Here is a 24,689-nt window from a genome sequence, read left to right as displayed (position 1 = left end):
GCGCGCGACTGCGCACGGTGCGTGATCAGCGGGCGAGCGCGGTGACGCGGGCGGCGGCCGCGCCCAGCAGTTCCAGCTCGCCCGCGCTCATCGTGGGATCGGCCGCCCGCCGGGCGACGGCGCGCTCGAGCATCCGCAACGGCTGCCCGCCCGCGGCCGGGAGGAACGCGGCGAGGATCGGCGCGGCGACACCGGCGTAGGGATGCGCGGGGTCGACGGCGACCTGGGCGAGGATCACCGCGGAGAACGCGACGTCGAGGTCGGCAGGGCCGTCGGTCGCGTTGGTCCAGTCGATCAGCACCGGCCCGCGGGCGGTGAGCACCACGTTCTCCGGGTGCAGGTCCAGGTGCAGCACGCTCTCGTCCGGGTTCCCGGAGCGCGCCGGGAGCGCGTGCAGGCGGGTGTGCAGGTCGGCGAGCACACGGCCCGCGTCGGTGGCGTCGTGACCGTTCGCGGACACGGCGGCGCCGAGCGTCGGCCCGTCCAGCCGTTCCATGACCAGGTCGGGACCGCTCACGGAGTGCACCGCGGGCGCGGGGAAGCCGAGCGCGGCGACGTGCGCCATCGTCGCCGCCTCCGGACCCGCGTCCCGGTCCCGCCGGTAGCGGCGCAGCACCCGATGTTCGTCGAGCGCGTAGACGTCGGCCGTGCGGCCGGATCCGAGCAGCCTCAGGCGGCGCGCCCCACCGGAGGCATCTCGACGGTGGGCATCTCCACCGTCGGATGGTCGTCCATCGCGGGTACGCGACGGGGGCGGCGCAGGCGGCGCGAGACCACCGGGAGGACGAAGCCGAGTGTCACGAGCATGGCGCCGGACGCGGCGATGCCGACCGCTGCGTCGTCCGGAGCGACCATGACCAGCACGAATGCCACCCCGGGCCACCACAGGAGGGCGCGGACCGGGGCCGGGACGGACCATTCCCGTTTCTCAGGCGCCATACGCGTTTTCTACCCGGTCCGGTCTACGACCATGCGCCCACCCCCGCTCCCCCGAAGGGGCTAGCGTCACGCTATGGAGATCGCCCGGGAGTTCGTCGACCAGAACCGTCTGTTGGGCGAGGTCCTCCGGCGCGCCGACGCGGACACACCCGTTCCGACCTGCCCCGGATGGACCTTGCGGCAGTTGCTCACCCACGTCGGGCGCGGCGACCGGTGGGCGGCGATGATCGTCCGGGAGCGGGCGGACGCGCGCGTCGACCTTCGCTCCGTCCCCGACGGGAAGCCGCCCGCGGAGATCGACGCCGCTGTGAGTTGGCTCACCGAGAGCGCGGCGCTGCTGCTCGAGGCGGTCGCCGCGACCGGGGCGGACGTCCCCGTCTGGACGTTCACCGGCCCGCAGCCGGCGGCCTGGTGGGTCCGGCGGCGCCTGCACGAGTCGGTCGTGCACCGGGCCGACGCCGCGATCGCGCTGGGCGCCCCGTACGAGGTCGACCCCGCGCTCGCCGCCGACGGCCTCTCCGAATGGCTCGACCTGCTGGGCGCCCGCGCGGAGCCGGAGGAGGGCCCGGCGCTCCCCGACGGCGTCGCACTGCACCTGCACGCCACCGACGACGGGCTCGGCGCCGCGGGCGAGTGGCTCGTACGCGGCGAGGCCGGGCGCGTCCGCTGGGAGCACGGGCACGGGAAGGGCGCCGTGGCGGTGCGGGGGAGCGCGGCCGTGTTGCTGCAGGCGGTGCTGCGGCGCATCCCGGCCGACGACGCACGGCTGGCGGTCCTCGGGGACCAGGGGGCGTGGCGCACCTGGCTGGAGCGCACGCCCTTCTGACCCCGCGCCGGCCCCTCGCGTCATACCGATGGTGGACGCGGGATGGACCCTGTGCCCGATGTGGGCGGGCCGGCCCCGGCGCGATCCTCGATCCGGTCGTTCCGGAGGGGGAATTGCGGGTGCTGGAGACGCTGGGGGTCGTCAACCGGTCGGCGGGGAGCGGGTCGGAGGCGTGGTGGCTGCGCCTGCTGCCCGACCAGTTGCACGTGCCGGCGACCATCGTGATGGCCGTCCTCGGCGGGCTGCTGGTGCTGTGCGTGCTGGCCGAGGAGCGACGGCGCAAGGCCGAGCGGGAAGCGGGCTCCGCATGACGAACGGCACGTTCGTCGGCTAGGTACCGACGAAAGTGCCGTTCGTCCGGGTGGGAGCGCGCGCAGGCCCATGGTGTCGATGTCGTCAGCACGGGAACGCGCCGACTTGCTGATCATGAGGTCGGGCCGCCCGGAAATGATCTGTTGGCGTCGGGCAGGACCGTGTCGAAGGGGTTCGGGAACGGCACCACAGCCGGATGAGTGGCACCCGGCGGGGACGGTCTCGTCGTGGACCGGCCGGGGCCATGTCGGGGACGGCTGCCGGGGTGACCACGTCACTCGGTGGTTGTGTCCCACCCGGCCACTCTCGCCACCGGGGGTGGGTAGGGCGCCGGGGTGGCTGCGAGTGAGGCCTGGAACGGGGGCGGGGGCAGCGGTCTCGAGCCGGGAACGGCGCGCCCACGCCGACCCGCCGCACGGGGCGCCACCACGGGCCCCGGTCGGGCGTGTTCACGCCCCCCGCGCGACCCGTCGACGGGGTGCGTAGGCGCAGAAGGGGGGTGGGGCGCGACCCGGGGCGGAGGCTCGTGGCGCTGCTAGGGGAGGTCGTCGCTCACGAGGTCCATCAGCAGGCAGTCGTGCCACGCGCCGTCCGTCGACCGCTCGTAGCGCCGCATCACGCCGACCGGGCGGAAGCCGGCGCGGGTGCAGCTGCGGATGGCCCGCTCGTTGTGCGCGGCGGGGTCGATGGTGACGCGGTGGTGGCCGCGGGCCGTGACCAGGTAGTGGGCCATCGCGCGCAGCGCGTCGCAGCCCAGGCCCTGACCCTGGGCGTCGGGGTGCAGCGCGAGGTCGAGCGCGGCGTGGCGGTGGTCGGGGTCGGTCTCCTCGCGGTAGATGATCAGCCCGACGACCTCGCCCGCCAGCTCGATGGCGTAGCCGTGCGGGCCGAGCAGTTCGCGGCGCACGCGTTCCAGGTCGTACCCGCCCCACCAGGGCGCGATCTGCGGGTGGCGCAGGACCTCCAGGAACACCGGGACGTGGGCGGGGGTGGTGGGCCGCAGCACGACGGTCTGGCCCGCGATCGCGAACGGCGGCTCGATGGTGGTGGCAGTCATGGCTGCAGTCCCGTCAGGTCATCCGGTCAGGTCGAGTCGGGCCCGTTCGACGAGCGCCGCGGACGACTGCGGCTGCTCGAACACCACCTCGGCGCGCGGGCCCGTGAGGTCGAGGGTGGCGAGGGTGTTGCCGAACACCGGGCCCGCCAGCCGCTCCCAGGACAGCGGCTTCGGTGGGGCCCCGACGCGCAGCGACCACCGCTCGGCGAGCCTGCGCGCGACGCGTGACCAGCCGAGCCGGAACCCGGGCTGGACGAACCAGTGGATGCGGTTGTGCACCGGGGAGCAGGTGAGCTGGTGGACGCGGGCGGCGGGGTCACCGGGCAGGTCGGCCCGCGCGACGTAGCTGTGGTGGACGTCGCCGGAGAGCACGGTGACGGTGGCGGGCCCGTTCGACGCCGCCCGCCCGATCATCGCGGTGAGGCGGTCGAACGAGCTGCGGAACGCCGCCCAGTGCTCCAGGTCGGCGGCCTGCCGGAGGGCCTCCCCGAGCCGGCCGCGCCAACCGGGACGTGCCGCGGCGATCTCGTTGACGGTCTCGAGGTCGCCGATCGCGTGCGGCAGCAGCCACGGGATCGAGGTGCCGATCATGAGGTGGTCGACCGCGCCCGGGGCGGACGCCTGCTCCTCGATCCAGGAGAACTCCGAGTCGCCCAGCATGAGGTGCCGGCCGTCCTCGAGGATGCGCCCGTTCCGGGAGTCGATCATGATGAGGCGGCTGTTGCCGAGGTCCCAGCGGAAGCTGAACCGCACGCCCTTCTCGCCGTCGGTCTCGGTGTCGGCGCGGTCGGCGAGCTCGACGAGCAGCGGCCAGGTGTCCCCGTCGTGCTCGAGGACCTTGCGGTAGTCGGCGTCGGAGGCCAGGTGTTCGGGAGCCAGGTTCCCGATGTGCTGGTACACCCAGTACGAGGCGAGCGCCGAACGGATCCGCTCGCGCCACCACGGCGTGCTCTGCATCTCGTGCCGCCACACGGCCGAGGTGTTCCAGTCGTCGCGCACGTCGTGGTCGTCGAAGATCATCGCGGTGGGCACGGTGGACATCAGCCACCGGATCTCCGGGTCGCTCCACGAGTCGCAGTACAGCCCGACGTACTCGTCGAAACCGACGATCTCGTCGTCCGGCCAGTCCGGGTGGCGGTCGGACCGCCCGGCGATCCGGCGGCGGTTCTTCGGCGTGAGCTCGTCGGCGTACACCTGGTCGCCGAGCAGCAGCAGGGCGTCGGGCCACTCGTCGTGCGGCCGGGTGGCCATGCGCGCCGCGTAGGCGTCGAGCGCGTCGATCCCGAGCTGCGCCCTCAGCTTCGGGTCGGCCACCTTCGAGTAGCGGCAGGAGCCGAAGATGACCCGCTGCCGCTCGTCGGCCGCCCGCCCGCGGGTGCGGATGACGCTGGGCGGGAACGGGCTGGCGGCCTGCGGCCAGACCCGCTCGCCGTCGACCTCCACCTCGTAGGGCACCTCGCTGCCCGGCTCCAGGCCGGTGACCGGCACGAGGGCGTAGTGATGCCCGGCCACCTCGAAGGTGCGCGCGCTGCACCCGAGCACCGTGACGGTGGCCGGCCGCCCGGTCTGCACCCAGATCGAGGCGGTCGTCTCGCCGACGTGGCGCAGGACCGGGCCGAGTGCGAGGGACACGCCACCACCCTAGTGAGTGACGTGTGCGTCAGGCGTGATCGAGTGCGAGCAGGGCCGCGCCGATCTTGCCGGCGTCACCGCCGAACGTCGCCGGGACCACCGGCGGGATCCCGCGGGCGGTGGGCGCGTAGGCGTACTCGCGGGCGGCGGCGCGGGCGGGCGCGAGCAGGAGCTCGCCGGTCTCGACGAGCCCGCCGCCGACGACCACGGCGTCGACCTCGAAGATGTTGGCCAGCGAGGCGATGCCGACGCCGAGCCAGCGTCCGAGCCGGGCGAAGAGGGCCTTGGCCGTCTCGTCACCCTGCTCCACCGCCTTGACGACGGTGTGCCCGGTGACCTCGCCGTCCTCGGCGCCGAGCCGGGCGATCAGCCCGTCCGGGGCGTCGGCCGCCGCGTCGCGGCCCATGCGCGTCAGCGCCGTGCCCGAGGCGTAGGCCTCGAAGCATCCGTGGTTGCCGCAGCCGCAGCGCGGGCCGTCCGGGTTGAGGATGATGTGGCCCAGCTCGGAGGCCAGCCCGGTGGGCCCGCGGTAGATGTTGCCGTCCATGACGAGACCGCCGCCGATACCGGTGCCCACGGTGATCAGCACCATGTTCGGGTAGGGCTCGCCGAGGCGGGCCTCGGCCAGCGCGGCCACGTTGGCGTCGTTGTCGACGGTGACGGGCAGGTCGGTGACCTTCTCCAGCTGCTCGCGCACCGGCCAGTCGCGGTAGGAGTTGTTCGGAGCCCAGAGCATCTTGCCCGCGGGCCACTCGACGATGCCCGCGGCACCGACGCCGATCGTGACGACGTCGTGCTCGGCGCGCAGCCGCTCGATCATCGACACCAGCACCGCGGTGACCGGCTCGGCGTCGGACTCCTCCGGCGTCGGCTCGACGAGCTCGGCCACCACGGTGCCGCGCTCGTCGACCACGGCGCCCGCGATCTTGGTGCCACCGATGTCGAGACCGATGGCCAGCCTGGTGGTCGTCACCCCCGCATGATGGCACCCCCGATTGATCGATACAGCGTTTGGTCGGCACGCATGTGGGAATGCGCACGACATGCTCCTTCGACGAGTCGCCCGACCCATGCTCGCGGCCCTGTTCATCCAGGGCGGCATCAACGCTCTGAAGGCGCCCGAGGGCCACGCGGCCGCGGCGAAGCCGGTGCTCGACGCGGTGGCACCGGCCGTCGACCGGGCCGTCGAGATGGCCCCGATCGACCAGCGCCCCGACGACGAGATGCTCATCAAGATCGACGCGGGCGTCAAGATCGTCGCCGGCACCCTGCTGGCGTTCGGGAAGTACCCGCGCCTCGCCTCCACCGCCCTCGCCGCCACGCTCGTCCCGACCACCCTCGCGGGCCACCGGTTCTGGGAGGAGACCGACCCGCAGCGCAAGCAGGAGCAGCAGATCCACTTCCTGAAGAACGTCGGCCTCCTCGGTGGTCTGCTGATCGCCGCCGCGGACACCGAGGGCAAGCCCTCGCTCGGCTGGCGCGGACGCAAGGCGGCCAAGCTCGCGGCGGCGGCCACCGCCGCGCAGGCCGGTGCGATCTCCGGCACCGCCTCGGACGTGACGGGCCGGGTCACCGGCGCCGTGCACGACGTCGGCGGCAAGGTGTCCGGCTCCGCGCACGACGCCGGGGGAGCCGTCGCCGGGCTGGCCGCGGGACTCGCAGGCATCGCGCCCGCCGCCGGCGCCGCCGTCTCCTCGCGCAAGGGCGCGGACCTCTCGTCGCGGGCCGGTGAGATCTCCGCCGACTGGTCGAAGCGCGCCGCCAAGGCCCAGCGCAAGGCCGAGAAGCGCGGGGCGAAGCTGCAGAAGGCCGCCGAGAAGCGCGGTGCCGAGTTGCAGAAGCGGGCCGCGAAGCGCAGCGCGGAACTGCAGAAGCACACCGCCAAGCGGCTGGAGAAGGTGGGCCCGCTGCGCGACCAGGCCAGCAAGCTCGGCCACGACGTCGCCGCCCGCGCCGCCTCCGTCAGCAGCGAGGTGGTGCACCAGGCGGAGGGCCTCGCCAAGGACGCCCGCAAGCGCGCCCACGCCCTGAGCAGCCACTGACCCCACGACACCCGGCCCGGCGCCGCACCCGCGGTGCCGGGCCGGGGTGCGTCAGAGCTGCTGGGTGAGGTTCACGGCGTTCCCGTCGGGGTCCTGCAGGTGCACGACACGCTGCCCCCAGGGCATGTCCGTGGGCGGCCCCTCCACCCGCCCCCCGAGCACCTCGACGCGCCCGAGCAGCCCGTCGACGTCCGCGACGTCCACGCTGATCAGCATCCGCTGACCCCCACCCGGCTCGACATCGGCGTCGCTGACGAGCCCGAGGTCGGAGTCGCCGATCCGGAGCGCGACGAAGAACGCCGCTCCGTCCTGCGGGAACCGCTCGGTCTCCTTCGCGTCGAGCAGTCCGGTGTAGAAGCGCTGCAGGCGCGGCAGGTCGGCTGTGGTGATCATCGGCTGCACGGTGCTCGGCACGGATCTCCCTCCGGTCGCGGGGGCAGCGGGCACCGCCCCTCCCAGGGGTGACCGGTGGCGGCGGCCGAACTCATCGCGAACCGGCGCTCGGCTGCTCCCGGCCCCCGCCGCCGGCGAGATCGCCGGTTGGGTGCGCGTACTGCTGGTGACGCAGCAGTGGGTGCACGCGAACGCCGATCATGTCGGCCCGTCGGCGATGAGCCCCGCGGCGCAGAGCACGATCCACGCCAGCTCGGGGTGGACGATGTCGGAGTGGGCACCGGACGGCGGCCGGCCGTGGCGGACGACCCGGGCGGCGTCGATGCTGGTCAGGGTGCCCGCGGCGAACGTGTAGGGCGCCGCCGGGGCGAGCATCGGTGTGCGGTTCGGGTGCGGCTTGTGCCCGTCGAAGCCGATGGCCCCCCACCGCTCCCGCAACGACTCCACCATCACCGCGTCCTGTCCCGCGGGCAGCGACGCGAGCGGGTAGAAGGTGCCGAGCGCGCCGTCGAAGCGCGAGTGGCAGGCGATCACCGGCCCGGCGACGCGGGCCTGCGCGCCGCGCAGCGCACCGGACCGGCCGGGGTCGTGGGGCAGCGCGTCGGCGAACGCGAACTGCGAGAACGCCCCCTGCAGCAGGACGACCGACCGCACCTGCTGCGGGGGATCGAGCGCACGCAGCGCGTAGGACACGAGGCGGGCCCCGAAGCTGTGGCCCACGAGGTCGACCTGCATGTCCGCGGCGAGCAGCTCGGCGAGGAACGGCCCCAGCCCCCGCTCGCCGACCACGCCCGCCCGGTTGCGCATCTGCCAGTAGGTGGCCTGGCGGGCCAGCTCCTGCGTGCCGTGCCACAGCCGCCCGATGTCCTCGGCGAGCCCGGCGGGTCCCCCGTGCCCGGAGGTCGTCACGCCGAGCTGCTCCAGCTCCTGCAGGTAGCTGCGCGCGACCTCGCGGGCCTTCCGGTCGGACCCGGCGACGGCGGGGAAGGCGCCCGCCCCGTCGCCGTCGTCGGCCGACGCCGGCCCGGGTGCGCCGCGCAGCATCCCCGTGACGAGGTCGTGGGCGCGCTGCAGGCCCGCCTCACCGGGTGGGCGGATCCGCAGCAGCTCGACCAGCTCGTCGACGGCGCTCGGATCGGCGTCGGGGAAGGCCTCGCGGATCACCGCCGCGGTCGCGGCACTGGGCCAGGGCGGCGGGGCGAACGTGGGCGGCGGGTCGCCGACACCGGCCGCGCCACCGCGGTCGAGGGCGGGCAGGAGGCCGGCGTCGAAGTCCGGCTCCGGCTCGTCCGACCACCGCTTCGACGGCCAGCGCACGCCGAGCAACCCGACGGTGCGGCCCGGCCGGGTGCGTCCCGCGAGCAGCGCCGGGAACTGACCGAAGAAGCGCTCGTACAACCGTCGTGCCGCGGCGGTGTCGTTGTTCCAGCCGTGGGCGAAGACCACGACGTCGGTGACGCCCTCGCCCCGCAGCCCGGAGACGGCGGCGCGGGCGGCGTCGCGGTCGACGTCGCCATCGGCGTCGAACGGGACCTCTCCGAACGGCAGGCCGGCGATGCGATCCATGTCCCCACTCCCCTCGTGTCGACTGGCTAGACGGACTGCAGGGCGCGCATCAGGTCGACCAGGCCCGCGCCCTCGAAGTAGCGCTCCCGCCCCAGCGGCGTGGCCGTGCGGCAGAAGAGGGCCTTGACCCGCTCCGGCTGGCCGAGGAACTCGGGACGGACGGAGAGGAAGGCCGCGATGGCGCCCGACACGTGTGGGGCGGCCATGCTGGTGCCGCTCTCCTCGACGTAGAGCGCGACGTGCGGGGGCCGCCCGCCGGCCATCCGCGCCGCGGCGGTCGCGCCGGCCGCGCAGGAGGCGATCCGCTCGCCGGGGGCGACCAGGTCCGGTTTCGCCCTGCCGTCGCCGGTGGGGCCCTTGGACGAGAAGTACGACACCCCGTACGTGTGCGGCCGGTCCCGGTGCGTCGCGCCCACGGTGATCGCCCGCTCCGCGTTGCCGGGATCGTTGATCGTCATGCCGATCCCGGTGTTCGTCTGCCGCACGAACGCGCTGAGGCGGCCGTACCCGGTGTTGCCCGCGGCGACGACCACGACGACGCCGGTGCGCACCAGGCGGTCGACCTCCCGGCAGAGCGGGCTCTGGCCGCACGCGAACCACTTCGGGTCGAACTCGTAGCCGATGCTGACGTTGACGCCGTGGATGCGCATCAGCCGGTCGCTGGCGGCGTTGACCCGGCGCACGTACCGCAGCGCCGCGATCACCCGGCTCGACTCCGCGTCCTCCTCCGGGGGCAGCGCCTTCAGGCTCACCAGACGCGCCCGCGGGGCGATGCCGGCCAGCAGGTCGCGATCGAACGTCCGCTGCGCCGCGGCACCCGGCGCGCCCTGATCGGCGTCGCCGAACTGGTCACGCAGCACCTCGACGCGGACTGCGCTGCCGACCGGGGGCGCGGTGCCGGCGATGATGCCGGCGACGTGAGTGCCGTGCCCCCGCTCGTCGACGAGCGCCGTGCCCGCCGTCTCGGGGCCGGGTTCGAGGGAGACCGTGAAGTCGCGGTGCATGTCGCGGACGTCGTCGTGATCGACCGTGAGCCCGTGCTGGAAGTGCGGGTGGGTCCGGTCGATGCCGGAGTCGACCACCGCCCACACCACGCCGTCCCCGAGCGCGCTGAAGGCCCGGCGGGCGGCGTCCGCCTTGACCGCCCGGCACGACGAGTCGATCAGCGGCTGCACCGGGAAGTCCGGCCACACGCGGTGGATCGCGCGCTCCCGCGGCGTGGGTGCCGCCGCGTCGTGCTGCAGCAGCGTCCGCACGTCGTTCATCGACAGGCGCATCGCGACCAGGTCCTCGGTGAGCGGGTCCACCCGCCCCGGCCCGGCGCCGACGACCTCGCGCAGCCGGCCCAGCGCTTCCGCCACCCCTCCCGGGTACCGGACGTTCAGCTCCACCAGCACCGGGATGACGGCGTCGTCGTCGACCGGAAGGCCCATGCGCGCCCGTTCGTCCGGGTCGAGGAGCGGTTCGGCCATGACGCTCGGCCGCACCAGCGTCCGGTCCTCGGGCTGCTGCGTGACGGTGGCGCGCTCGCCGGGCGCGACGATCCGTTCCTGGGCCTCCTGCGCCACGGACCGCCCGGCCGCGGTCAGCTCCCAGCGCCGGCTGTCGGCCCGGACCCACTGGGCGGCGATCAGGCGGCGCAGCGCGACGTAGAGGCGGTTGACCCAGCGTTCGGGCCGTGGCCCGCCGGTTCCCTCCGCCGCCGACTCGACCTCGGCGACCTCCTCGACGTCCTCGGCGGTGAGATCCAACCTCGTGTCCCGCCGGATGCCGTCCACGACCTCGGGCTGGCTCGCGGACCCGTCGCGGGCGAGCAGGGTGACGAGGATGTAGTCGCCCAGACGGTCGACCGGGGTGAGCGCCATCGCGTCTCCGTCCCCTCCTACGGGGGCGACCGGCCGAACGGCTCCGCCGCGACGAGCGCGACGGAGCCGTTCGGGGGCTGCCCGTCACATCCGGGCGGCTTCGAGCACCTGCTTGCCGAACGAGGCGACGACCTCGCGGGCGACCGGCCCGCCGGCCGCGGCGTCACCGAGGGACCGCACCGGCATCCCGGTCGTGGTGGCCGTCGACTTCGTCAGCGTGTTGTAGATCTGCGTCCCGATCTCGAGGGCCACCGGGATGAGATCCATCCAGCCCTTCGCGTCCGGGTCCTCGAGGCTCGGCATCGGCGATCCGTTGCCGGAATCGACGAAACCCTCCTTGGTGGCCGCGTTCAGCACCTGGCTCCCGAGGTTGAGGACGATCGGGATGAGGTCCAGCCAGCCCTTCGTGGACTCCGCCGAGATGTCCTTGGGCAGCGCCACCTGCTTGCTCGGCGGCAGCGCCCCTTCCTTGCTGAGCGCGTCGTACACCTGAGCGCCGACGCTGATCGCGAGGGGGATGAACTGCAGCCATTTCTCCCCGCCGGCCGTATCCCTGGTGGCCACGAGCTTCTGCCCGGAACCGTTCTCGATCTGGTAGCCCTCCTTCGACAACGCATCGACGACCTGCAGTCCGAGGTCGACGACGACGGGGATGAACTCCAACCACTTCTCCTGGGCACCGTTGGCGCTCTGCGTCATGCCGTTCTCCTTCCAGATGTTCCCGAACTCGAGTCGGAGCCGATCCATCCAGGTGCTCCCGGAAGGCTGGGCCGGCGCGTGGTGCTCCACCGGTGCGGCGGCCGTGACCGGAGCCGCCACGGTGAGGGGACGCTGTCGCTGGAACGGCAGCGAGGCGGCGCCGGTGGTGTAGAAGTTCGGGGACTGCGTCGGGGGGAGCAGTGCCGCGATGGCGTCCCGGAACCCCGGGTGATCGCCGCTGAAACCGGCCCTCCACACCTGCAGCAGCTTCTCGGTGAACAGCCCGTTGACCGAGCCGTCGAGGGACACCTGGTTGTCCTGGCAGCCGCTGATCAGGAGCACCGACGCCGCCGCCGTGACGTCCTTGGCACGCGGGATCCCGTCGTAGAACGCCTTGTTGTCCTGGTACACCCGCGCCTGGACCAGGAACGGCAGGTCCCTCGTCACGGGCTGGGGGAGGTCGAGACCGCCGAGGTCCCTGGTGAGCACGGGCAGCGCGTTCAGCGTGGCCCGCCGGGTGCTGTCGTACAGCGTGCCGTCGACGTCGCGGACCACCGTGCCGCTGTGGCAGCTGTCCGAGAGGACGAAGATCCGCACGCCCGGCGCGAACTCCGACCAGAGCATGTTCAGCTCGTCGTCGAGCAGCTGGCGGTCGTAGAGCACCCACGTCTCGTTCTTGGCGTCGAGCTCGGTCCCGGTCGGGTCCGGCACCTGCCCGCCGTGCCCGGAGTAGGTCAGGAAGAGCAGGTCGCCCCCGCGCAGGCGGGCGGCCGCCGCCCTGATCGCCCCGGCCACCGCGCCCGCCGTCGCCGCGGGGGAGAGCAGCATGGTCGAGGCCGCCATGTCGAAGCCGGCCGCTTCGGCCAGCCCGCGCATGGAGCGCGCGTCGTTCTCACACCCGCGCAACGTGAGCGGCGAACCGTAGACCGCGGGATCGACGTTGTTGATCCCGATCTGAATGGAAATGCCACGCGCCACGACGTCCTCCAGTCTCTGCACAACCCGGATGGCGGCGCCGGTGCCGGTCGAAGGCACAACGGTCCGCCGAACTGCGACACGCGGCACGGAAGCGGCCGGCGTCCACATATGCGGTTCCAGCGCGGAGCGACTCCGCGAACCGGAACCGCCCGATCGAGGCGACGGACAGGGTCGCGCAGGAGTGGAGCCGCCGTCTGCCCGCCAGTCGGGCGACGCACATCGGGAGCAACCACAGCGGGCTCTGCTGTGACGGACCGACACCGGAAAGCGCTTTGTGCGACTCCCGCGGTGACGCTTACGCATCCGGTGGCGGCGGCGGAATTCGCGATGTACGCACTTCTGCGTAGAGCCGAATGGTCGGGCAGTGGGAGTGGGGTCACACCTGCAGCTGCGGCGGCACCCCGAACGGCCCAGTTCCCCGCGCCGGACGCGCACTGTCGGACCTCGGGACGATGCGTCGGAGGAACGGAGCGGGCGGCAAGATCGCAGCGAGGTCCGCCGGATCGCCCCGCCAGGGGCGAACAGCTCGGCCTCGCGACGATCGATCGATCCGAGATCGAGCCGAACGCCCCCCCGGCAGGGCGCACACGTCGATCTCGCAACGATCAATTCCCCCGGGTGCCGAGCGCTCCGTCACCGGCTTCTCGGGGGCGGCGCAGGCAGGCCCGGCGAGGTCGGCCGTCCACCCCTGGTCGGTCAGCGGGTCGACCGTGACGTCGATCTCCGGCGTCGACCGCGGCGGAGGCCGGGCGGGGTAGTCTCGCCTCCCCCGGGGCGGTAGCTCAGCTGGTCAGAGCAGCGGACTCATAATCCGTCAGGTCGTGGGTTCGAACCCCACCCGCCCCACCTCTGAGCAGCAGGAACTTCCTCATCCAGCGATTCTTCCGACCTGCTCGTCCATGCTTGCGTCCACGAACGAGCGGCCTGCGCTGCCCCGATGACCAGCGCAAACGCCGGCGGCGGGTGATGGCGGCGCGGGAGCATCCGCGAGCGCAGCGGCTCTCTGCAGATGCGGGTCTGCGCGGGCCAGGGCCCGGTCACCGGCCGAGACCGGTACCCGAGCAAGACGATCAAAGGCACCGACCGCGCCGGGGCCGCCATCGAGTGCCAACGCTCGACCGCAGCGGACAGCCCCAGCTCCATTCGCGGATCGCAGAAGAGGACGGCCTAGTTGTTGTCGCCTCGGTGGCCGTCGCGGACCACCGCCAACCCGCCGACTCGGGTCGTGATGCCCGCCGGCCCGCGTCGGGCCGAAGCGAGCACGCTGGCCGGTCGACCGAGGGTGTCACCCTGCTCCACCTCGATCGCGACCGTCTGTGCCCCTGTCGTGTCGAGCAGGTGGGCGGCCAGGCAGCCGGTGCTGTTGGCGTTGGCGACGTCCTCGTCGACACCGATCGCCGGCGCGAACATCCGCGCCGCGCCCGGTCGGTCGCCCAGCGGCGGTGCGTACACGAAACAGCCGAGGAGCCCGTACCGCTGGCACGCCGCTGTCAGCCTGCCGAGGTGTGGGTGGACTCGGAGCAGCGCCGCCCGGTCGTGGACCGGTACCAGCATGCGTGGTGCGCCGGGCGCGGCGATCCGTGGCACGTCGGTCGGATGCGGGTCGTCCGCGGTGAGCCCGAGGGCGGCGACGATCGCGGCGCGCTCGTCCGGTGCCGGGTGACGCAGCGCGACGAGGCCCTGGTCGAACCACACCTCGATGCCGGCGGAGCGGCGGATCGCGACGGTGTCGAACGTGCGCCCGCCGGTGTGTTGGCGGTCGTTCAGCTCGCCCAGCGCGGTGCGGGTCAACCGGACGGCCTGCGCGGCAACGGTGCCGTGGCCGCAGCCGGACAGTTCGGCGGTGGCGGTGAAGAACCGCACCGGCCGGCCACCGTCCGGCGTCCGCCCCTGGCCGAGGAACGCCGCGTGCGAGGTGCCGGCCGCAGCAGCGACCGCACGCCGGTCCGCGTCCGTCGCCGCCGGGTCGTCGTCGGTGACGGCCGTGGGGCTGCCGCCCCGGCCGTCGCGCCGCACGCACGCATCAACCACCGTGACATCCGGCCAGGACATCGGCCCACCTTTGACGATCAACGAACCGGCAACCGCGCACGGCGTTCCGCCGATAGCCCGACCTGGCCGCAACGGCCGGCCGAACGCGTCCCGGAGCGTACCGTCCTGCCTCAGCCGGTGCCGTCCTGCACCGGCTGGTGGATGATGACCGCACCACCTGCCTGTGACCAGCACGAACATCAACCGGGCACGGGTTCGGGTGCGCAGCGCGCAGCGTGACGTGCGCGGGGCGAACCGCGCAGCGGAGAGGAAGGCCGAGGAGGCCCTCACGCGCGTGCTCGCCCCCGTCAGCGCGCGCGCCGACCTCGCTCGGGTATCGGACGCGATGCGGTACCGCCCCACGTTTGCGAGGCTTCGGCGAACCCCGGACCGCGGACCTCGTGTCGGCCGACGGGGGGAGGTGAGGAGTCGGTAGGTCCGAGCCGGACTGCTACTCGGGATGGGGACGGCGCATGGCCGACCGGGCGTATCGAGGGTTGTGGGTGGCGATCGCCGGCTGCCTGGTCGCGGGCCTCGCCGCGTGTTCCTGGACGGCGACCGGGGTGAACGCGGCCGGCCCCCCGTCAGCTCCGCCGACGGCGCCGGCCGGCGATCCGCCGGCCGCGCCGGTGCGGGTGCTGCAGCTGAACCTGTGCAACAGTGGCATCGCCGCCTGCTACACCGGCCGGTCGGTCGCCGAAGCCGCCGCGGTGATCCGCAGCGAGGCACCCGACCTGGTCACCCTGAACGAGGTCTGTCAGGACGACGTGCAGGCACTGGAGCGGGCCCTCGCCCGCGCGGTGCCCGGCGGTGCGGCCGTGTCTGCATTCCAGGCGGCGCGTGACCGGAATACCGGCGAGGCGTACCGCTGCCGCAACGGCCAGCAGTTCGGCAACGGGATCGTGTCACGGTGGCCGTCGGTGCCCGGATCCTCCGTCGGCAGCGGGATCTACCCCCTCCAGGACTCGGACGACCCCGAGGAGCGGGCATGGGTGTGCATGGAGGTCGGCGCCACGCCGGCAGTTGCCGTCTGCACCACGCACCTGGCCTACACCGATCGGCAGGTCGCGGTCGGCCAGTGCGAGTACCTGTTCGGCACGGTCGTCGAGGGGATGCGTGCGCGGGGCGGGGTGCCGCTGGTGCTGGGTGGTGATCTGAACCTCGGGTCCGGCGACAGCCCGGATCTCGGGTCCTGCCTCCCGTCCGGTTCCGCGTTCGTCGGCGACGGCGAGGCGCAGCTCGTCGTGGCGACGCCCGAGCTCGTCGTCGACAGCTCCCGGACGATCGACCTGCGCGCTACCGACCACCCGGGCCTGCTCGTCACGCTTGCTCCCAGCTAGGCGCGCGGTCACGCGGCAGACGGGGGCCCTGACGGGAAGGATGGTCGACATGACATTGCCCGCGCTCCCCGAGGAGTCCTTCCGGCGCGTGCTCTGCGTTGTCGCGCACCCCGACGACATGGAGTACGGCACGTCCGCGGCCGTCGCTCGCTGGACCGCGCGGGGCATCGAGGTCGGCTATCTCCTGCTCACCCGCGGCGAGGCCGGCATGCCGAACCCCCCGGAGGAGACGGCTCGGCTGCGCGTCGCCGAGCAGCACGCCGCCTGCGCCGCCGTCGGCGTCGAGCACCTGACGGTCCTCGGACATCCGGACGGCGTGCTCGTCTACGGTCTCGACCTGCGCCGGGACATCTGCCGGGAGATCCGCCGTTTCACGCCCGACGTCGTACTCGGCACCGGTTACCAGATCGAGACGCCCTACGGCTTCGACCAGGCCGACCACCGCGCGGCCGGGCTCGCGACCCTCGATGCGGTGCGCGACGCGGGCAACCGGTGGGTCTTCCCGGAGCAGGTCGACGACGAGGGCCTCGCACCGCACTCCGTGCGCTGGTACATCGTCCCCGGCCTCGCCGACTCCGCGACCCACGGCGTCGAGGTCACCGGCGAACCACTGCGCCGTGGCGTCGCCTCGCTCGAGGCGCACGCCGCGTACCTGGCCGCGCTCCCGGACCACCCCGCCCCCGCGGACTTCATCCCGACGTTCACCGCGATGAGCGGCAAATCCATGGGTGTCGATCACGCCGTCCTGTTCCGCGCCCACGACCTGCAGGCACCGCCGGAGTTCTCCACCGACAACGTGCAGGACTGACTCCGGGCCCCCAGCCGGTACGGGCAGGTGGAGGCGCCCTGTTCATGGCGCACGTCACGTAGGGCGCGATGTCACATGGATCGGCTCGCCGGCGTCTCGTGCTCGACGGTCATCCCGACGGGCGCCGCCGGTTCGTCCGGCGGCGAAAGGAGAAGCGCGTGATGGCAACGACCCCGCACATCGTGGTCCTGGGCGCCGGGTACACCGGCCTCACCGCTGCCAAGCTGCTCGCCAAGCGCACGGGCGGCCCGGTCACGCTGGTCAACAACCGCGACCGGTTCGTGGAGCGGATGCGCAACCACCAGCTCGCCACCGGCCAGCGGCTGCGCGCCCTGACGCTGCGTGACCTGCTCAGGGGCACCGGTGTCCGGCTGGTCGTCGACCAGGTCAGCCGCATCGACCCCGGACAGCGACAGGTGGAGCTGGCGAGCGGCGCCGAGCCGATCGGTTACGACCTGCTGGTGTACGCGCTGGGCAGCCAGGCCGATCTGGACGCCGTCCCCGGTGCGGCCGAGCACGCCGTCGCCGTCGCCGACGCGGAGCGGGCAGCCCGCCTGCACGAGCGGATTCGCACCGGATCAACGGTCGCCGTGGTCGGCGGCGGGCTGACCGGCATCGAGGCCGCCACCGAGCTGGCCGAGACCTACCCGGACCGGACGGTGCGGCTGGTCACCGGTGACACGCTGGGCCCCGCGCTGTCCGAGCCCGGCCAGGCTCACCTGTACCGCGCCTTCGACCGCCTCGGCATCCGGCTCCACGAGCACGCGCCGGTCGCCAAGGTCGCAGCGGACGGCCTGCTGCTCGACAGCGGTGAGCAGGTCGGCGCCGACGTGGTGGTGTGGACCACCGGATTCCGGGTGCCGCAGCTGGCGCGCGAGGCCGGGCTGGCCGTCGGGGACAACGGGCGCATGCTCGTGGACGGCACGATGCGATCGGTGTCGCATCCCGACGTCTACGCCATCGGGGATGCAGCGGCCGCCCACAACCCCGATGGGCGGGAGCTGCGCATGGGCTGCGGGCCGGGAGGCCTGGCTGCCGCGTGCGCCGTCCGCGCCATCGGCGACCGACTGGCCGGCCGCACCCCGCGGCAGCTGCGCGTCGAGATCGACGGTCAGTGCATCAGCCTCGGTCGCGGGGACGGGCTCGTCCAGTACGCCAAGAACGACAGGCCGTACGGGCCGATGCTCACCGGCCGCCCGGCCGCGATCGTCAAGGAGGCCATCGTCCGCGGGGCCGGCGGCTTCGGCCTACGCCACCCGAGCCTCGCCCTCGTCGCCGGCAGCCGCGCGTTGACCTGAGGACGCCGCGCACCCGCTCATGGCCGGTCAGCCGGCCGCACGCCCGGCCTTGGAGGCGCGGAACAGGGTGCGGGCGGCGCTGCCGGCGAGGACGCCTCCGCCGACGGTCATGACGAGGCCGGGGCCGGGAACCCAGCCCGCGAAGCCGACCAGGCCGGCGAGGTGCACGACCTGCCAGAGCGGGAGGGCGATGGCCACGACGGCCAGCACCGCAGCGTGGAGTGCGGCGAGCCGATGGGACCGGATGGCGGCGCCGGCCAGGCCGAGCACCGCCGCGTACATCGTCCACAGGCCCGCTCCGCGGATGCCGGACACGTTGCCCGCACCTGTCGCCAGCCAGGGCAGGAAGGCCCCGACGAGGATCAGCAGCGCCGCGACGAGCAGGCGCCTGCTCGCGGGGCTGCGGCGCGTTCTCCCGCGGCCTGCCTGCTGTGGGCCCACCTGCGCCATCCGGCGACCCTAGATGCCGTGACCGCGCGCGTCCACGCCCCCGCTGTCCGTGGCCGGATCGTTGCTCCGTGCCCGATCCGTGTCCTTCGCGGTGTTGACGCCGTGTGCGTGCATCTGCACGCTACCTGTGATCCAGGTCAACCTGTCGGTGATCTCCGGAGGAGCGTGTGGACGCAACGCAGCGTAGAGACTACTGGCGACGCAATCTGCGCCTGATGAGCGTCCTCCTGGCGATCTGGGCGCTCGTGTCGTTCGGGGCGGGCATCGTCTTCGTCGAGCCGCTCAACCAGATCGTGGTGCTCGGGTTCCCGCTCGGGTTCTGGTTCGCCCAGCAGGGCTCCATCGTGATCTTCGTGATCCTCATCGCCGTCTACGTCTGGCGGATGGACAAGCTCGATGCCGAGTACGGGATCGACGAGTACGAGGAGGAGGTCCACCACCCGTGACCCAGATCCAGATCTGGACCCTCGTCTTCGTCGTCATCACCTTCGGCATCTACATCTACATCGCGTACGCGAGCCGGGTGTCGAACACGGCCGGCTTCTACATCGCAGGTGGTGGCATTCCCGCGCCGGCCAACGGCGCGGCGATCGCGGCCGACTGGATGAGCGCCGCGTCCTTCATCTCCATGGCCGGCATCATCGCGTTCACCGGCAACGGCTATGCCGGGTCCGTGTACCTGATGGGCTGGACCGGCGGCTACGTGCTGCTGGCGCTGCTGCTGGCGCCGTACCTGCGGAAGTTCGGCAAGTACACGATCCCGGACTTCGTCGGGGACCGGTACTCCGAGTCGGCACGGCTGGTCGCGGTCGTAGCGGCGGTCGTCATCTCGTTCGTCTACGTCGCCGGGCAGATGTCCGGCGTCGGCCTGGTGTTCCAGCGCTTCCTCGGGGTCGGCACCGTCACGGGCGTCATCATCGGCATGGTCATCGTCTTCTTCTACGCCGTGCTGGGCGGCATGAAGGGGATCACCTGGACGCAGGTGGCGCAGTACACCGTGCTGATCATCGCCTACCTGATCCCCACCGTCGCGATCTCGGTGCAGGTCACCGGGATGCCGGTGCCGCAGATCGGGTTCGGCCAGATCCTCGCCGAGCTCGACGGACTGCAGCGGGACCTCGGGTTCGAGGCGTACACCGAGGCGTTCACCCAGACCAACATGCTCAACATGTTCCTGATCACCGCGGCCCTGATGTTCGGCACCGCCGGACTCCCGCACGTGATCGTGCGCTTCTACACCGCCGCCAGCGTGCGCGCCGCCCGGTACTCGGCGCTGTGGGCGCTGTTCTTCATCGCCCTGCTCTACACCTCGGCCCCGGCCATCGGCGCGTTCAGCAAGCTGAACTTCATCGACCAGATCGCCGGGACCGGCCTCGACGCCACCCCGGGCTGGTTCAACACGTGGCGGGACGTCGGGCTCATCACGGTGGACGACGCGAACGGCAACGGCCTCATCGACTACGGCCCCGACGCCGGTGAGGTGACCGTCAACAACGACATCATCGTGCTCGCCGCGCCGGAGATCGCCGGCCTCCCGGCGCCGGTGGTCGGTCTGGTCGCGGCCGGTGCACTGGCCGCGGCGCTCTCGACGGCCTCGGGCCTGCTCCTCGTCATCTCGTCCTCCGTGGCGAACGACCTGTACTACAAGCGGATCAACCCGCACGCGACGGAGGAGCGCCAGCTGCTCGTCGGGCGGATCGCGATGGGCGCGGCGATCGTCGTGGCCGGTTACCTGGGCATCAACCCGCCGGGGTTCGTCGCCCAGGTGGTGGCACTGGCCTTCGGCCTGGCGTGCGCGAGCTTCTTCCCGATCCTGGTGCTGGGCATCTTCTGGAAGGGGACGACGGCGAGGGGGGCCACGGCAGGCCTGGCAGCGGGACTCATCACCACGATGGCCTACATGCTGTGGACCATCGACATCTACGGCGACGGCGACGGCATCCTCGGCATCCCGGAGACCGGCTTCGGCACGGTGGGCATGCTGATCAACTTTGCGGTCACCATCATCGTCTCGCTGTTCACCCCCAAGCCGTCCGCGGCGATGCAGGAGCTCGTCGAGGAGATCCGCTACCCCGGCAAGAGCCGGCTGGTCGCCGCGCACGCCGAGGGGCACCTCGAGGAGGCAGCCGCGGAGGAGGGGATCATCGACGCGCCTCCGTCGGATCGCGACGAGCCTCCGTCGGACCGGCCAGGGCGCAGCTGACGGGCGAGACGCGCGGATCGGGGGTCGCACGTCGAGCCGGCTCACGCAGAGCGATCGAGCGCGATCAAGGTTTCGGTGTGCACCCGCACCCCGGTGAGGATGTCGTCGAGTTCCGTCCACTCCTCGGGGCAGTGGCTGCGACCCTCCCGTGAGGGTATGAAGATCATGCCCATCGGGCACAGCCGGGCGATGTGCACGGCGTCGTGGGTCGCGCCGCTGGGGATCGCCTCCCAGCCGATGCCGAGTGCGTCGGTGATCGAGGTGATGGTCTGCTGGACGTCGGCGTGCGCCGGGACGCGGTCGTTGTCGACCGACCAGCGCAGGTCGGCGTCGACGCCGAACTCCCCGGCCTGCTCGGTGATCTTCTGCGCCAGCCGCCGCTGCGCGTCGGACAGCCATCCGACGTCGACGCTGCGCATCTCGGCCTGCATGCGGACCCGGGCCGGGACGACGTTCGGCGATCCCGGCTCCGCGTCGAGCCGGGAGGTGGTGGCGACCCCGTGCACTGGCGCTCCGCAGCCCTCCTGGCGCACGGCGAGGACCGCGGCGGCCGCGGCGGCGAGGGCGTCTCGGCGGACGGTCATCGGAGTGGTGCCGGCGTGGTCGGCCCGGCCGATGAAGTCCGCGACGAGCCGTCGGATCCCGGCGATGGCGGTCACGACGCCGATCGCGCTGCCGTGCTCCTCCAGAACCGGGCCCTGTTCGATGTGGAGCTCGAGGTAGCGGTGCAGGCCGTTCGTGGTGAAGTCGCCGGCGGCGCCGAGCACGGCGGAGGGATCGAGCCCGAAGCCGGTGTAGCGGTCGCCGAGCCGGACGCCCTCGTGGTCGACCCGGTCCAGGTGCGCGCGGGTCAGCTCACCGGCGAGGGCCCGGCTGCCCAGGCAGCTGAGCCCGAAGTCGTTGGACTCCTCGCCGAGGAAGTCGACCACGAGCAGGTCGCGTTCGAGGCGGATGCCGTTCTCGCGCATCAGGCGGACCGCTTCGAGCGCGCCGAGCACTCCGACGACGCCGTCGAACCGGCCGCCGGACTCGACGGTGTCGGTGTGCGACCCGGTCATCAGCGCGGGCGCGGACGGGTCCCGGCCGGGGAGCACCCCGATCAGGTTGCCCGCACCGTCGGCGTGCACGTCCAGGCCGGCGCTGCGCATGCGCGCACGCACCCAGTCGCGGGCGGACCGGTAGGGCTCGGAGAACACCGTGCGGGTCCAGCCGCCGCTCTCGGGGGCACGGATGGTGGCCAACTCGGTGAGATCGTCCTTCAGTCGCTCCGCGACCGGGTTCAGGGCATCGGGGCCTGCCATGTGTGCCGTCCTTCGTGGGGTCACGTGGTCCGTCGGCCGGACCGGTCACCGGGTGCCGCGGACGAGGAACCGGCCGCGCCCGTCGGCGCCGACGTACTTCCCGTCCCGGGCGACGTGGCTCCGGGCAGGGTCCGGCCTTCGTGCGGGGTCCCGGCATACCGGACCAGAGAGACGTGGAGCGGTCAAGGGGCGTTCGGGATCGCCCCGTCGGGCTCAGGTGCCCGGACGTCCACTGGCCTCTGGCGTCGACGCGATGGACTCCTCCCTGTACGACGACCTCGCCGAGCGCTACATGGTTCGACCTGCCGAACTACTTCGCGACCGCGCGAGTCACCTTCCGCTGTTCAGGGCGGGGCGTCCGACAGATCGTCGGGCGGCTCGTGCGGTGGCCTCGAGATGTCCTCGGCGCACCGGAAGCGGTGCCGTCGAACGGCCGGAAGCAGCACTCAGGTGCGCGTCCCGTACAGCTCGTGGAGGATGCGGGCGTCGACGGCCAGCCGGGACTCGAGGTAGTGCTCCGGCTCGTAGCTGAAGGCGTCGTAGCGCAGCCCACCGTCCTGGTCGACGTAGGACCGCGCCGTCCCGGCATCGGTGAGCTCGCGCAGCAGCTGCAGTGCGCGGTGGTCGTCCATCGCCTGCGTGAAGACCCGGTAGCGCAGGGACAGCAGCGGGTGGCCGTCCGCGCCGGGATAGACGATGAAGGGATCGCCCGCCGGGAACGCCCCTCCACCGCAGGTGTCCCGGAAGGGGTCGATGCGACGCGTGGAGTCCTGCGCCAGCCAGAAGTTGAACCCCCAGTGCAGGAACCCCGGCGCGCCGGCGACGAAGAGCTGGCGCCCCAGCACCCGGTTGCGCAACGAGGGCAGGCCGATGAACCGGTTGGCGACGTCGCGGTTCTGCGTGACGCAGTGGTAGACCCACGGGCTCGTGCCGGCCTCCAGGAACGGCGTGACGTGGTTGGTGGCGACGATCGGCGTCTGCACGACCCCGTCGCGCACGAACGAGAAGTCGCTCAGCGCGTCGGCGACGGTGGCACCGTGCAGCAGGTCCTCGACGACGGCGCGGGCGCGGCGGTAGTCCTCGAGCATCTCGGCGCGGGGCTCGTCACTGATGTGGAAGAAGACGTCCCCGTCCCAGTGGGCGGCGAGGTAGCGGCGCAGGTCCGGGATCAGCTGCTCGAGGAGGGCCCGGTAGCTGGGGTCGGTCGCCGGCACGTGCCAGCCGAACCGCCGCTCGGTCCCCTCGGAGGTCTCGACGTAGATGGCCGGTGTCGCCCGGGCGCCCCACTGCGTGAACAGGTGGGCGATCTCGAGGGTGCGGATGCCGTGCCGTTCGCACATCCGCAGCCAGCGCTCCAGCCGGTCGTACGTGAACCGGTAGCCGTCGCCGTCTTCGGTGATCTCGATCAGCTGGACCGGGGTGCGGGTGACCCCGACGGCGGTGTCGAGGGGCGGCGTCCACACCGGCGTCAGCAGGGAGTTGGCGCGCATCCGGGCCGCGGCCGCGACGTAGTTGTCGAGCAGTCGCCAGTGCTCCTCGCCGAACACCTCCACCCCGTACTGGTCGGCCAGGCAGTCGGCGTGCAGCCAGTGCGCGTTCACGATGTCCAGCTCGGGCAGGGCCACCGGGTGGACCGCCACCCCGAGCGCGACGCGGTGCAGCAGCCGGCCGTCGTGATCGCTCAGGACCCGCAGGACCACCTCGTGCACGCCGGCCAGGCCTGGGTCGTCCACCCGGACGTCGATCCAGATCGCCCGCCAGTAGCCGATCGCGGGAGGGATCGCCTCCCCGGCGGGGAGGGGCCGCAGCAGGTCCGGGTAGAGGCCGGGGGTGTCGCGCAGGTAGCCCGGGTCGTGCCCGTCGAAGGCCAGCAGCGTCGCCGGTACGAGCTCCACCGCGCTGAGCTCGACGTGGTCGGCCAGGGGCCCCTCGACCTCGATGCGGATCGGCGGCACCGCGCGGAGGCTCTCGGCGGCGGGTGGGAGGAAGGCGATCTGGGCGGAGAGGGTCTCACCGAGGAAGCCGGAGAGCGCGTGCCCCGGCGCGGCAGCCCGGGGGCGTTCGTCGGGGAAGACCTTCTCCAGGCTGTCGAGGGTCAGGAACGTCCAGTCCGGACGCGAGGCGACGGGCACGTGCGGTCATCCTTTCAGGCCGACCGAGGCGACGCCCCGGACGAACTGTCGTTGGAGCAGGACGTAGACGAGGAACGGGACCAGGAACGAGACGGTGGCGCCGGCCATGACGAGGCCGTACTCGGTCACGAACTGGCCCTGCAGGCGGGCGGCGGCCAGCGTCACGGTCTGCATGCTCTCGTCGGAGATGACGACGAGGGGCCAGAGGAAGTCGTTCCAGGTCGTGACGAAGGTGAACACGGTCAGCGCGATGAGCACGGGTCGGATCAACGGGAGGATGATCGAGACGAAGACCCGCATGTCCCGCGCCCCGTCGATCCGGGCGGCCTCGAGGAGCTCGTCCGGAACGCTCGACATGAACTGCCTGATCAGGAACACGCCGAAGGCGTTGATGATCGGCAGGATCAGCGCGATCTGCGTGTTGAGCAGTCCGAGGTCCCGCACGATGGTGAACAGCGGGATGATCGTGACCTGGACCGGGACCATCATGGTCGCGAGGTAGAGCCAGAAGAGCACCTCCGAGCCCGGGAAGGGCTTCTTCGCGAACGCGAACGCGGCGAGCGAGCTGACCACCAGGTTGGCGACGCAGGCGAGGACGACCACGACGATGCTGGTGATCAACGCCCGCCCGAACCCGTAGTCGGTGAACAGGCGCACGAAGTTGTCCAGCCGGAGCCGTTCCGGGTCGAACGCCAGTGACACGGTTTCGGACTGCTGCACGCCCGTCACCAGCATGAAGACGAACGGCAGCAAGGCGACGGCGACGAGCACGAGCAGGGCGAGGTTCGTCGCCGCACCGAGGGATCTCCTGAGCATC

General features: G+C 72.6%; 22 protein-coding genes and 1 tRNA gene. 9 read left to right on the top strand and 14 right to left on the bottom strand.

Features of this window, described 5'->3' with window-relative positions; translation table 11 throughout:
* Window positions 1-25: 25 nt before the first annotated feature.
* Complete coding sequence (locus FB558_RS24125; RefSeq protein ID WP_246106719.1) at window positions 26-616, bottom strand: phosphotransferase; 591 nt, start codon at window positions 614-616, stop codon at window positions 26-28.
* 53 nt (window positions 617-669) lie between these two features.
* Window positions 670-873: a hypothetical protein gene (locus FB558_RS44705; protein WP_246106718.1), complete on the bottom strand. Its 204-nt coding sequence runs from the start codon at window positions 871-873 to the stop codon at window positions 670-672.
* A gap of 139 nt (window positions 874-1,012) precedes the next feature.
* On the opposite strand from FB558_RS44705, the gene FB558_RS24120 reads away from it, so the two are divergent.
* Entirely contained in the window at window positions 1,013-1,765 is a 753-nt protein-coding gene (locus FB558_RS24120) for a maleylpyruvate isomerase family mycothiol-dependent enzyme (protein WP_142057123.1), read from the top strand.
* Window positions 1,766-1,884: 119 nt separating this feature from the next.
* Window positions 1,885-2,076: a hypothetical protein gene (locus FB558_RS24115; protein WP_142057121.1), complete on the top strand. Its 192-nt coding sequence runs from the start codon at window positions 1,885-1,887 to the stop codon at window positions 2,074-2,076.
* A 536-nt stretch (window positions 2,077-2,612) separates the two neighbouring features.
* Here the strand turns inward: FB558_RS24115 and FB558_RS24110 are convergent.
* From FB558_RS24110 to FB558_RS24100, 3 genes are read right to left on the bottom strand one after another with little or no spacing between them, the layout of a single operon-like run.
* Window positions 2,613-3,134, bottom strand: coding sequence for a GNAT family N-acetyltransferase (locus FB558_RS24110; RefSeq protein WP_142057119.1), 522 nt, complete (start codon window positions 3,132-3,134; stop codon window positions 2,613-2,615).
* Between the two features lie 18 nt (window positions 3,135-3,152).
* Complete coding sequence (locus FB558_RS24105; RefSeq protein ID WP_142057117.1) at window positions 3,153-4,766, bottom strand: alkaline phosphatase D family protein; 1,614 nt, start codon at window positions 4,764-4,766, stop codon at window positions 3,153-3,155.
* A gap of 28 nt (window positions 4,767-4,794) precedes the next feature.
* Window positions 4,795-5,739, bottom strand: coding sequence for an ROK family protein (locus FB558_RS24100; RefSeq protein WP_246106717.1), 945 nt, complete (start codon window positions 5,737-5,739; stop codon window positions 4,795-4,797).
* 97 nt (window positions 5,740-5,836) lie between these two features.
* On the opposite strand from FB558_RS24100, the gene FB558_RS24095 reads away from it, so the two are divergent.
* Window positions 5,837-6,808 carry a DoxX family protein gene (locus FB558_RS24095; RefSeq protein ID WP_170231505.1) on the top strand — a complete coding sequence of 324 codons (972 nt, stop codon included), beginning with the start codon at window positions 5,837-5,839 and terminating at the stop codon, window positions 6,806-6,808.
* A gap of 51 nt (window positions 6,809-6,859) precedes the next feature.
* On the opposite strand, the gene FB558_RS24090 is transcribed toward FB558_RS24095, so the two are convergent.
* The 4 genes from FB558_RS24090 to FB558_RS44020 form a co-directional block, all read right to left on the bottom strand.
* The gene (locus FB558_RS24090) at window positions 6,860-7,201 is read right to left on the bottom strand and encodes a VOC family protein (protein WP_142057111.1); all 342 of its coding nucleotides are present in this window, start codon (window positions 7,199-7,201) and stop codon (window positions 6,860-6,862) included.
* Between the two features lie 198 nt (window positions 7,202-7,399).
* A complete protein-coding gene (locus tag FB558_RS24085) occupies window positions 7,400-8,767 on the bottom strand; it encodes a lipase family protein (protein WP_142057109.1) in 1,368 nt (455 codons plus the stop codon).
* A gap of 26 nt (window positions 8,768-8,793) precedes the next feature.
* Window positions 8,794-10,632: a S8 family peptidase gene (locus FB558_RS24080; protein WP_142057107.1), complete on the bottom strand. Its 1,839-nt coding sequence runs from the start codon at window positions 10,630-10,632 to the stop codon at window positions 8,794-8,796.
* 84 nt (window positions 10,633-10,716) lie between these two features.
* Window positions 10,717-12,309, bottom strand: a complete 1,593-nt coding sequence (locus FB558_RS44020; RefSeq protein WP_211366806.1) for a caspase family protein — start codon at window positions 12,307-12,309, stop codon at window positions 10,717-10,719.
* 771 nt (window positions 12,310-13,080) lie between these two features.
* On the opposite strand from FB558_RS44020, the gene FB558_RS24070 reads away from it, so the two are divergent.
* A tRNA-Ile gene (locus tag FB558_RS24070) sits at window positions 13,081-13,155 on the top strand.
* A gap of 321 nt (window positions 13,156-13,476) precedes the next feature.
* Here FB558_RS24070 and FB558_RS24065 read toward each other — a convergent pair.
* Window positions 13,477-14,361, bottom strand: coding sequence for a PhzF family phenazine biosynthesis protein (locus FB558_RS24065; protein WP_142057105.1), 885 nt, complete (start codon window positions 14,359-14,361; stop codon window positions 13,477-13,479).
* 452 nt (window positions 14,362-14,813) lie between these two features.
* Between FB558_RS24065 and FB558_RS24060 the strand changes: the two genes are divergently transcribed.
* From FB558_RS24060 to FB558_RS24050, 3 genes are all read left to right on the top strand, one after another.
* Window positions 14,814-15,680 (top strand): endonuclease/exonuclease/phosphatase family protein, encoded by an 867-nt coding sequence (locus FB558_RS24060; protein ID WP_142057103.1) that lies wholly within the window; start codon window positions 14,814-14,816, stop codon window positions 15,678-15,680.
* A 40-nt stretch (window positions 15,681-15,720) separates the two neighbouring features.
* Entirely contained in the window at window positions 15,721-16,488 is a 768-nt protein-coding gene (locus FB558_RS24055) for a PIG-L family deacetylase (protein ID WP_142057101.1), read from the top strand.
* Between the two features lie 161 nt (window positions 16,489-16,649).
* The gene (locus FB558_RS24050; RefSeq protein ID WP_142058998.1) at window positions 16,650-17,786 is read left to right on the top strand and encodes an NAD(P)/FAD-dependent oxidoreductase; all 1,137 of its coding nucleotides are present in this window, start codon (window positions 16,650-16,652) and stop codon (window positions 17,784-17,786) included.
* Between the two features lie 27 nt (window positions 17,787-17,813).
* Here FB558_RS24050 and FB558_RS24045 read toward each other — a convergent pair whose 3' ends face one another.
* On the bottom strand, window positions 17,814-18,236 hold the full coding sequence (locus FB558_RS24045) for a hypothetical protein (protein WP_142057099.1): 423 nt from the start codon (window positions 18,234-18,236) through the stop codon (window positions 17,814-17,816).
* A 167-nt stretch (window positions 18,237-18,403) separates the two neighbouring features.
* Between FB558_RS24045 and FB558_RS24040 the strand changes: the two genes are divergently transcribed.
* Both FB558_RS24040 and FB558_RS24035 read left to right on the top strand, forming a co-directional pair.
* A complete protein-coding gene (locus tag FB558_RS24040; protein WP_142057097.1) occupies window positions 18,404-18,682 on the top strand; it encodes a DUF4212 domain-containing protein in 279 nt (92 codons plus the stop codon).
* Window positions 18,679-20,439: a sodium:solute symporter family protein gene (locus tag FB558_RS24035; RefSeq protein WP_142057096.1), complete on the top strand. Its 1,761-nt coding sequence runs from the start codon at window positions 18,679-18,681 to the stop codon at window positions 20,437-20,439. Before FB558_RS24040 ends, FB558_RS24035 begins: the two co-directional genes overlap by 4 nt.
* Window positions 20,440-20,480: 41 nt before the next feature.
* On the opposite strand, the gene FB558_RS24030 is transcribed toward FB558_RS24035, so the two are convergent.
* The 3 genes from FB558_RS24030 to FB558_RS24020 form a co-directional block, all read right to left on the bottom strand.
* The gene (locus tag FB558_RS24030) at window positions 20,481-21,740 is read right to left on the bottom strand and encodes a M20 family metallo-hydrolase (RefSeq protein ID WP_142057093.1); all 1,260 of its coding nucleotides are present in this window, start codon (window positions 21,738-21,740) and stop codon (window positions 20,481-20,483) included.
* A 446-nt stretch (window positions 21,741-22,186) separates the two neighbouring features.
* Window positions 22,187-23,872, bottom strand: coding sequence for a DUF4091 domain-containing protein (locus FB558_RS24025; RefSeq protein WP_142057091.1), 1,686 nt, complete (start codon window positions 23,870-23,872; stop codon window positions 22,187-22,189).
* Window positions 23,873-23,878: 6 nt separating this feature from the next.
* The gene (locus tag FB558_RS24020) at window positions 23,879-24,688 is read right to left on the bottom strand and encodes a carbohydrate ABC transporter permease (RefSeq protein WP_142057089.1); all 810 of its coding nucleotides are present in this window, start codon (window positions 24,686-24,688) and stop codon (window positions 23,879-23,881) included.
* Between the last annotated feature and the right edge of the window lies 1 nt (window position 24,689).

This window comes from Pseudonocardia kunmingensis (assembly GCF_006716445.1).
Taxonomy (GTDB): domain Bacteria; phylum Actinomycetota; class Actinomycetes; order Mycobacteriales; family Pseudonocardiaceae; genus Pseudonocardia; species Pseudonocardia kunmingensis.
Note: the sequence above shows the minus strand (reverse complement) of the source record. Positions and strands in the feature narration are given on the sequence as shown.

Bases quoted from the DNA above. Each gene is read 5' to 3' on its own strand.
- FB558_RS24080 (WP_142057107.1), bottom strand. From the start codon at position 10,632: ATGGCGCTCACCCCGGTCGACCGTCTGGGCGACTACATCCTCGTCACC.
- FB558_RS24030 (WP_142057093.1), bottom strand. From the start codon at position 21,740: ATGGCAGGCCCCGATGCCCTGAACCCGGTCGCGGAGCGACTGAAGGAC.
- FB558_RS24085 (WP_142057109.1), bottom strand. From the start codon at position 8,767: ATGGATCGCATCGCCGGCCTGCCGTTCGGAGAGGTCCCGTTCGACGCC.
- FB558_RS24090 (WP_142057111.1), bottom strand. From the start codon at position 7,201: ATGATCACCACAGCCGACCTGCCGCGCCTGCAGCGCTTCTACACCGGA.
- FB558_RS24120 (WP_142057123.1), top strand. From the start codon at position 1,013: ATGGAGATCGCCCGGGAGTTCGTCGACCAGAACCGTCTGTTGGGCGAG.
- FB558_RS24045 (WP_142057099.1), bottom strand. From the start codon at position 18,236: ATGGCGCAGGTGGGCCCACAGCAGGCAGGCCGCGGGAGAACGCGCCGC.
- FB558_RS24020 (WP_142057089.1), bottom strand. From the start codon at position 24,688: ATGCTCAGGAGATCCCTCGGTGCGGCGACGAACCTCGCCCTGCTCGTG.
- FB558_RS24065 (WP_142057105.1), bottom strand. From the start codon at position 14,361: ATGTCCTGGCCGGATGTCACGGTGGTTGATGCGTGCGTGCGGCGCGAC.
- FB558_RS24110 (WP_142057119.1), bottom strand. From the start codon at position 3,134: ATGACTGCCACCACCATCGAGCCGCCGTTCGCGATCGCGGGCCAGACC.
- FB558_RS24050 (WP_142058998.1), top strand. From the start codon at position 16,650: ATGGCAACGACCCCGCACATCGTGGTCCTGGGCGCCGGGTACACCGGC.
- FB558_RS24055 (WP_142057101.1), top strand. From the start codon at position 15,721: ATGGTCGACATGACATTGCCCGCGCTCCCCGAGGAGTCCTTCCGGCGC.
- FB558_RS24060 (WP_142057103.1), top strand. From the start codon at position 14,814: ATGGCCGACCGGGCGTATCGAGGGTTGTGGGTGGCGATCGCCGGCTGC.
- FB558_RS24095 (WP_170231505.1), top strand. From the start codon at position 5,837: ATGCTCGCGGCCCTGTTCATCCAGGGCGGCATCAACGCTCTGAAGGCG.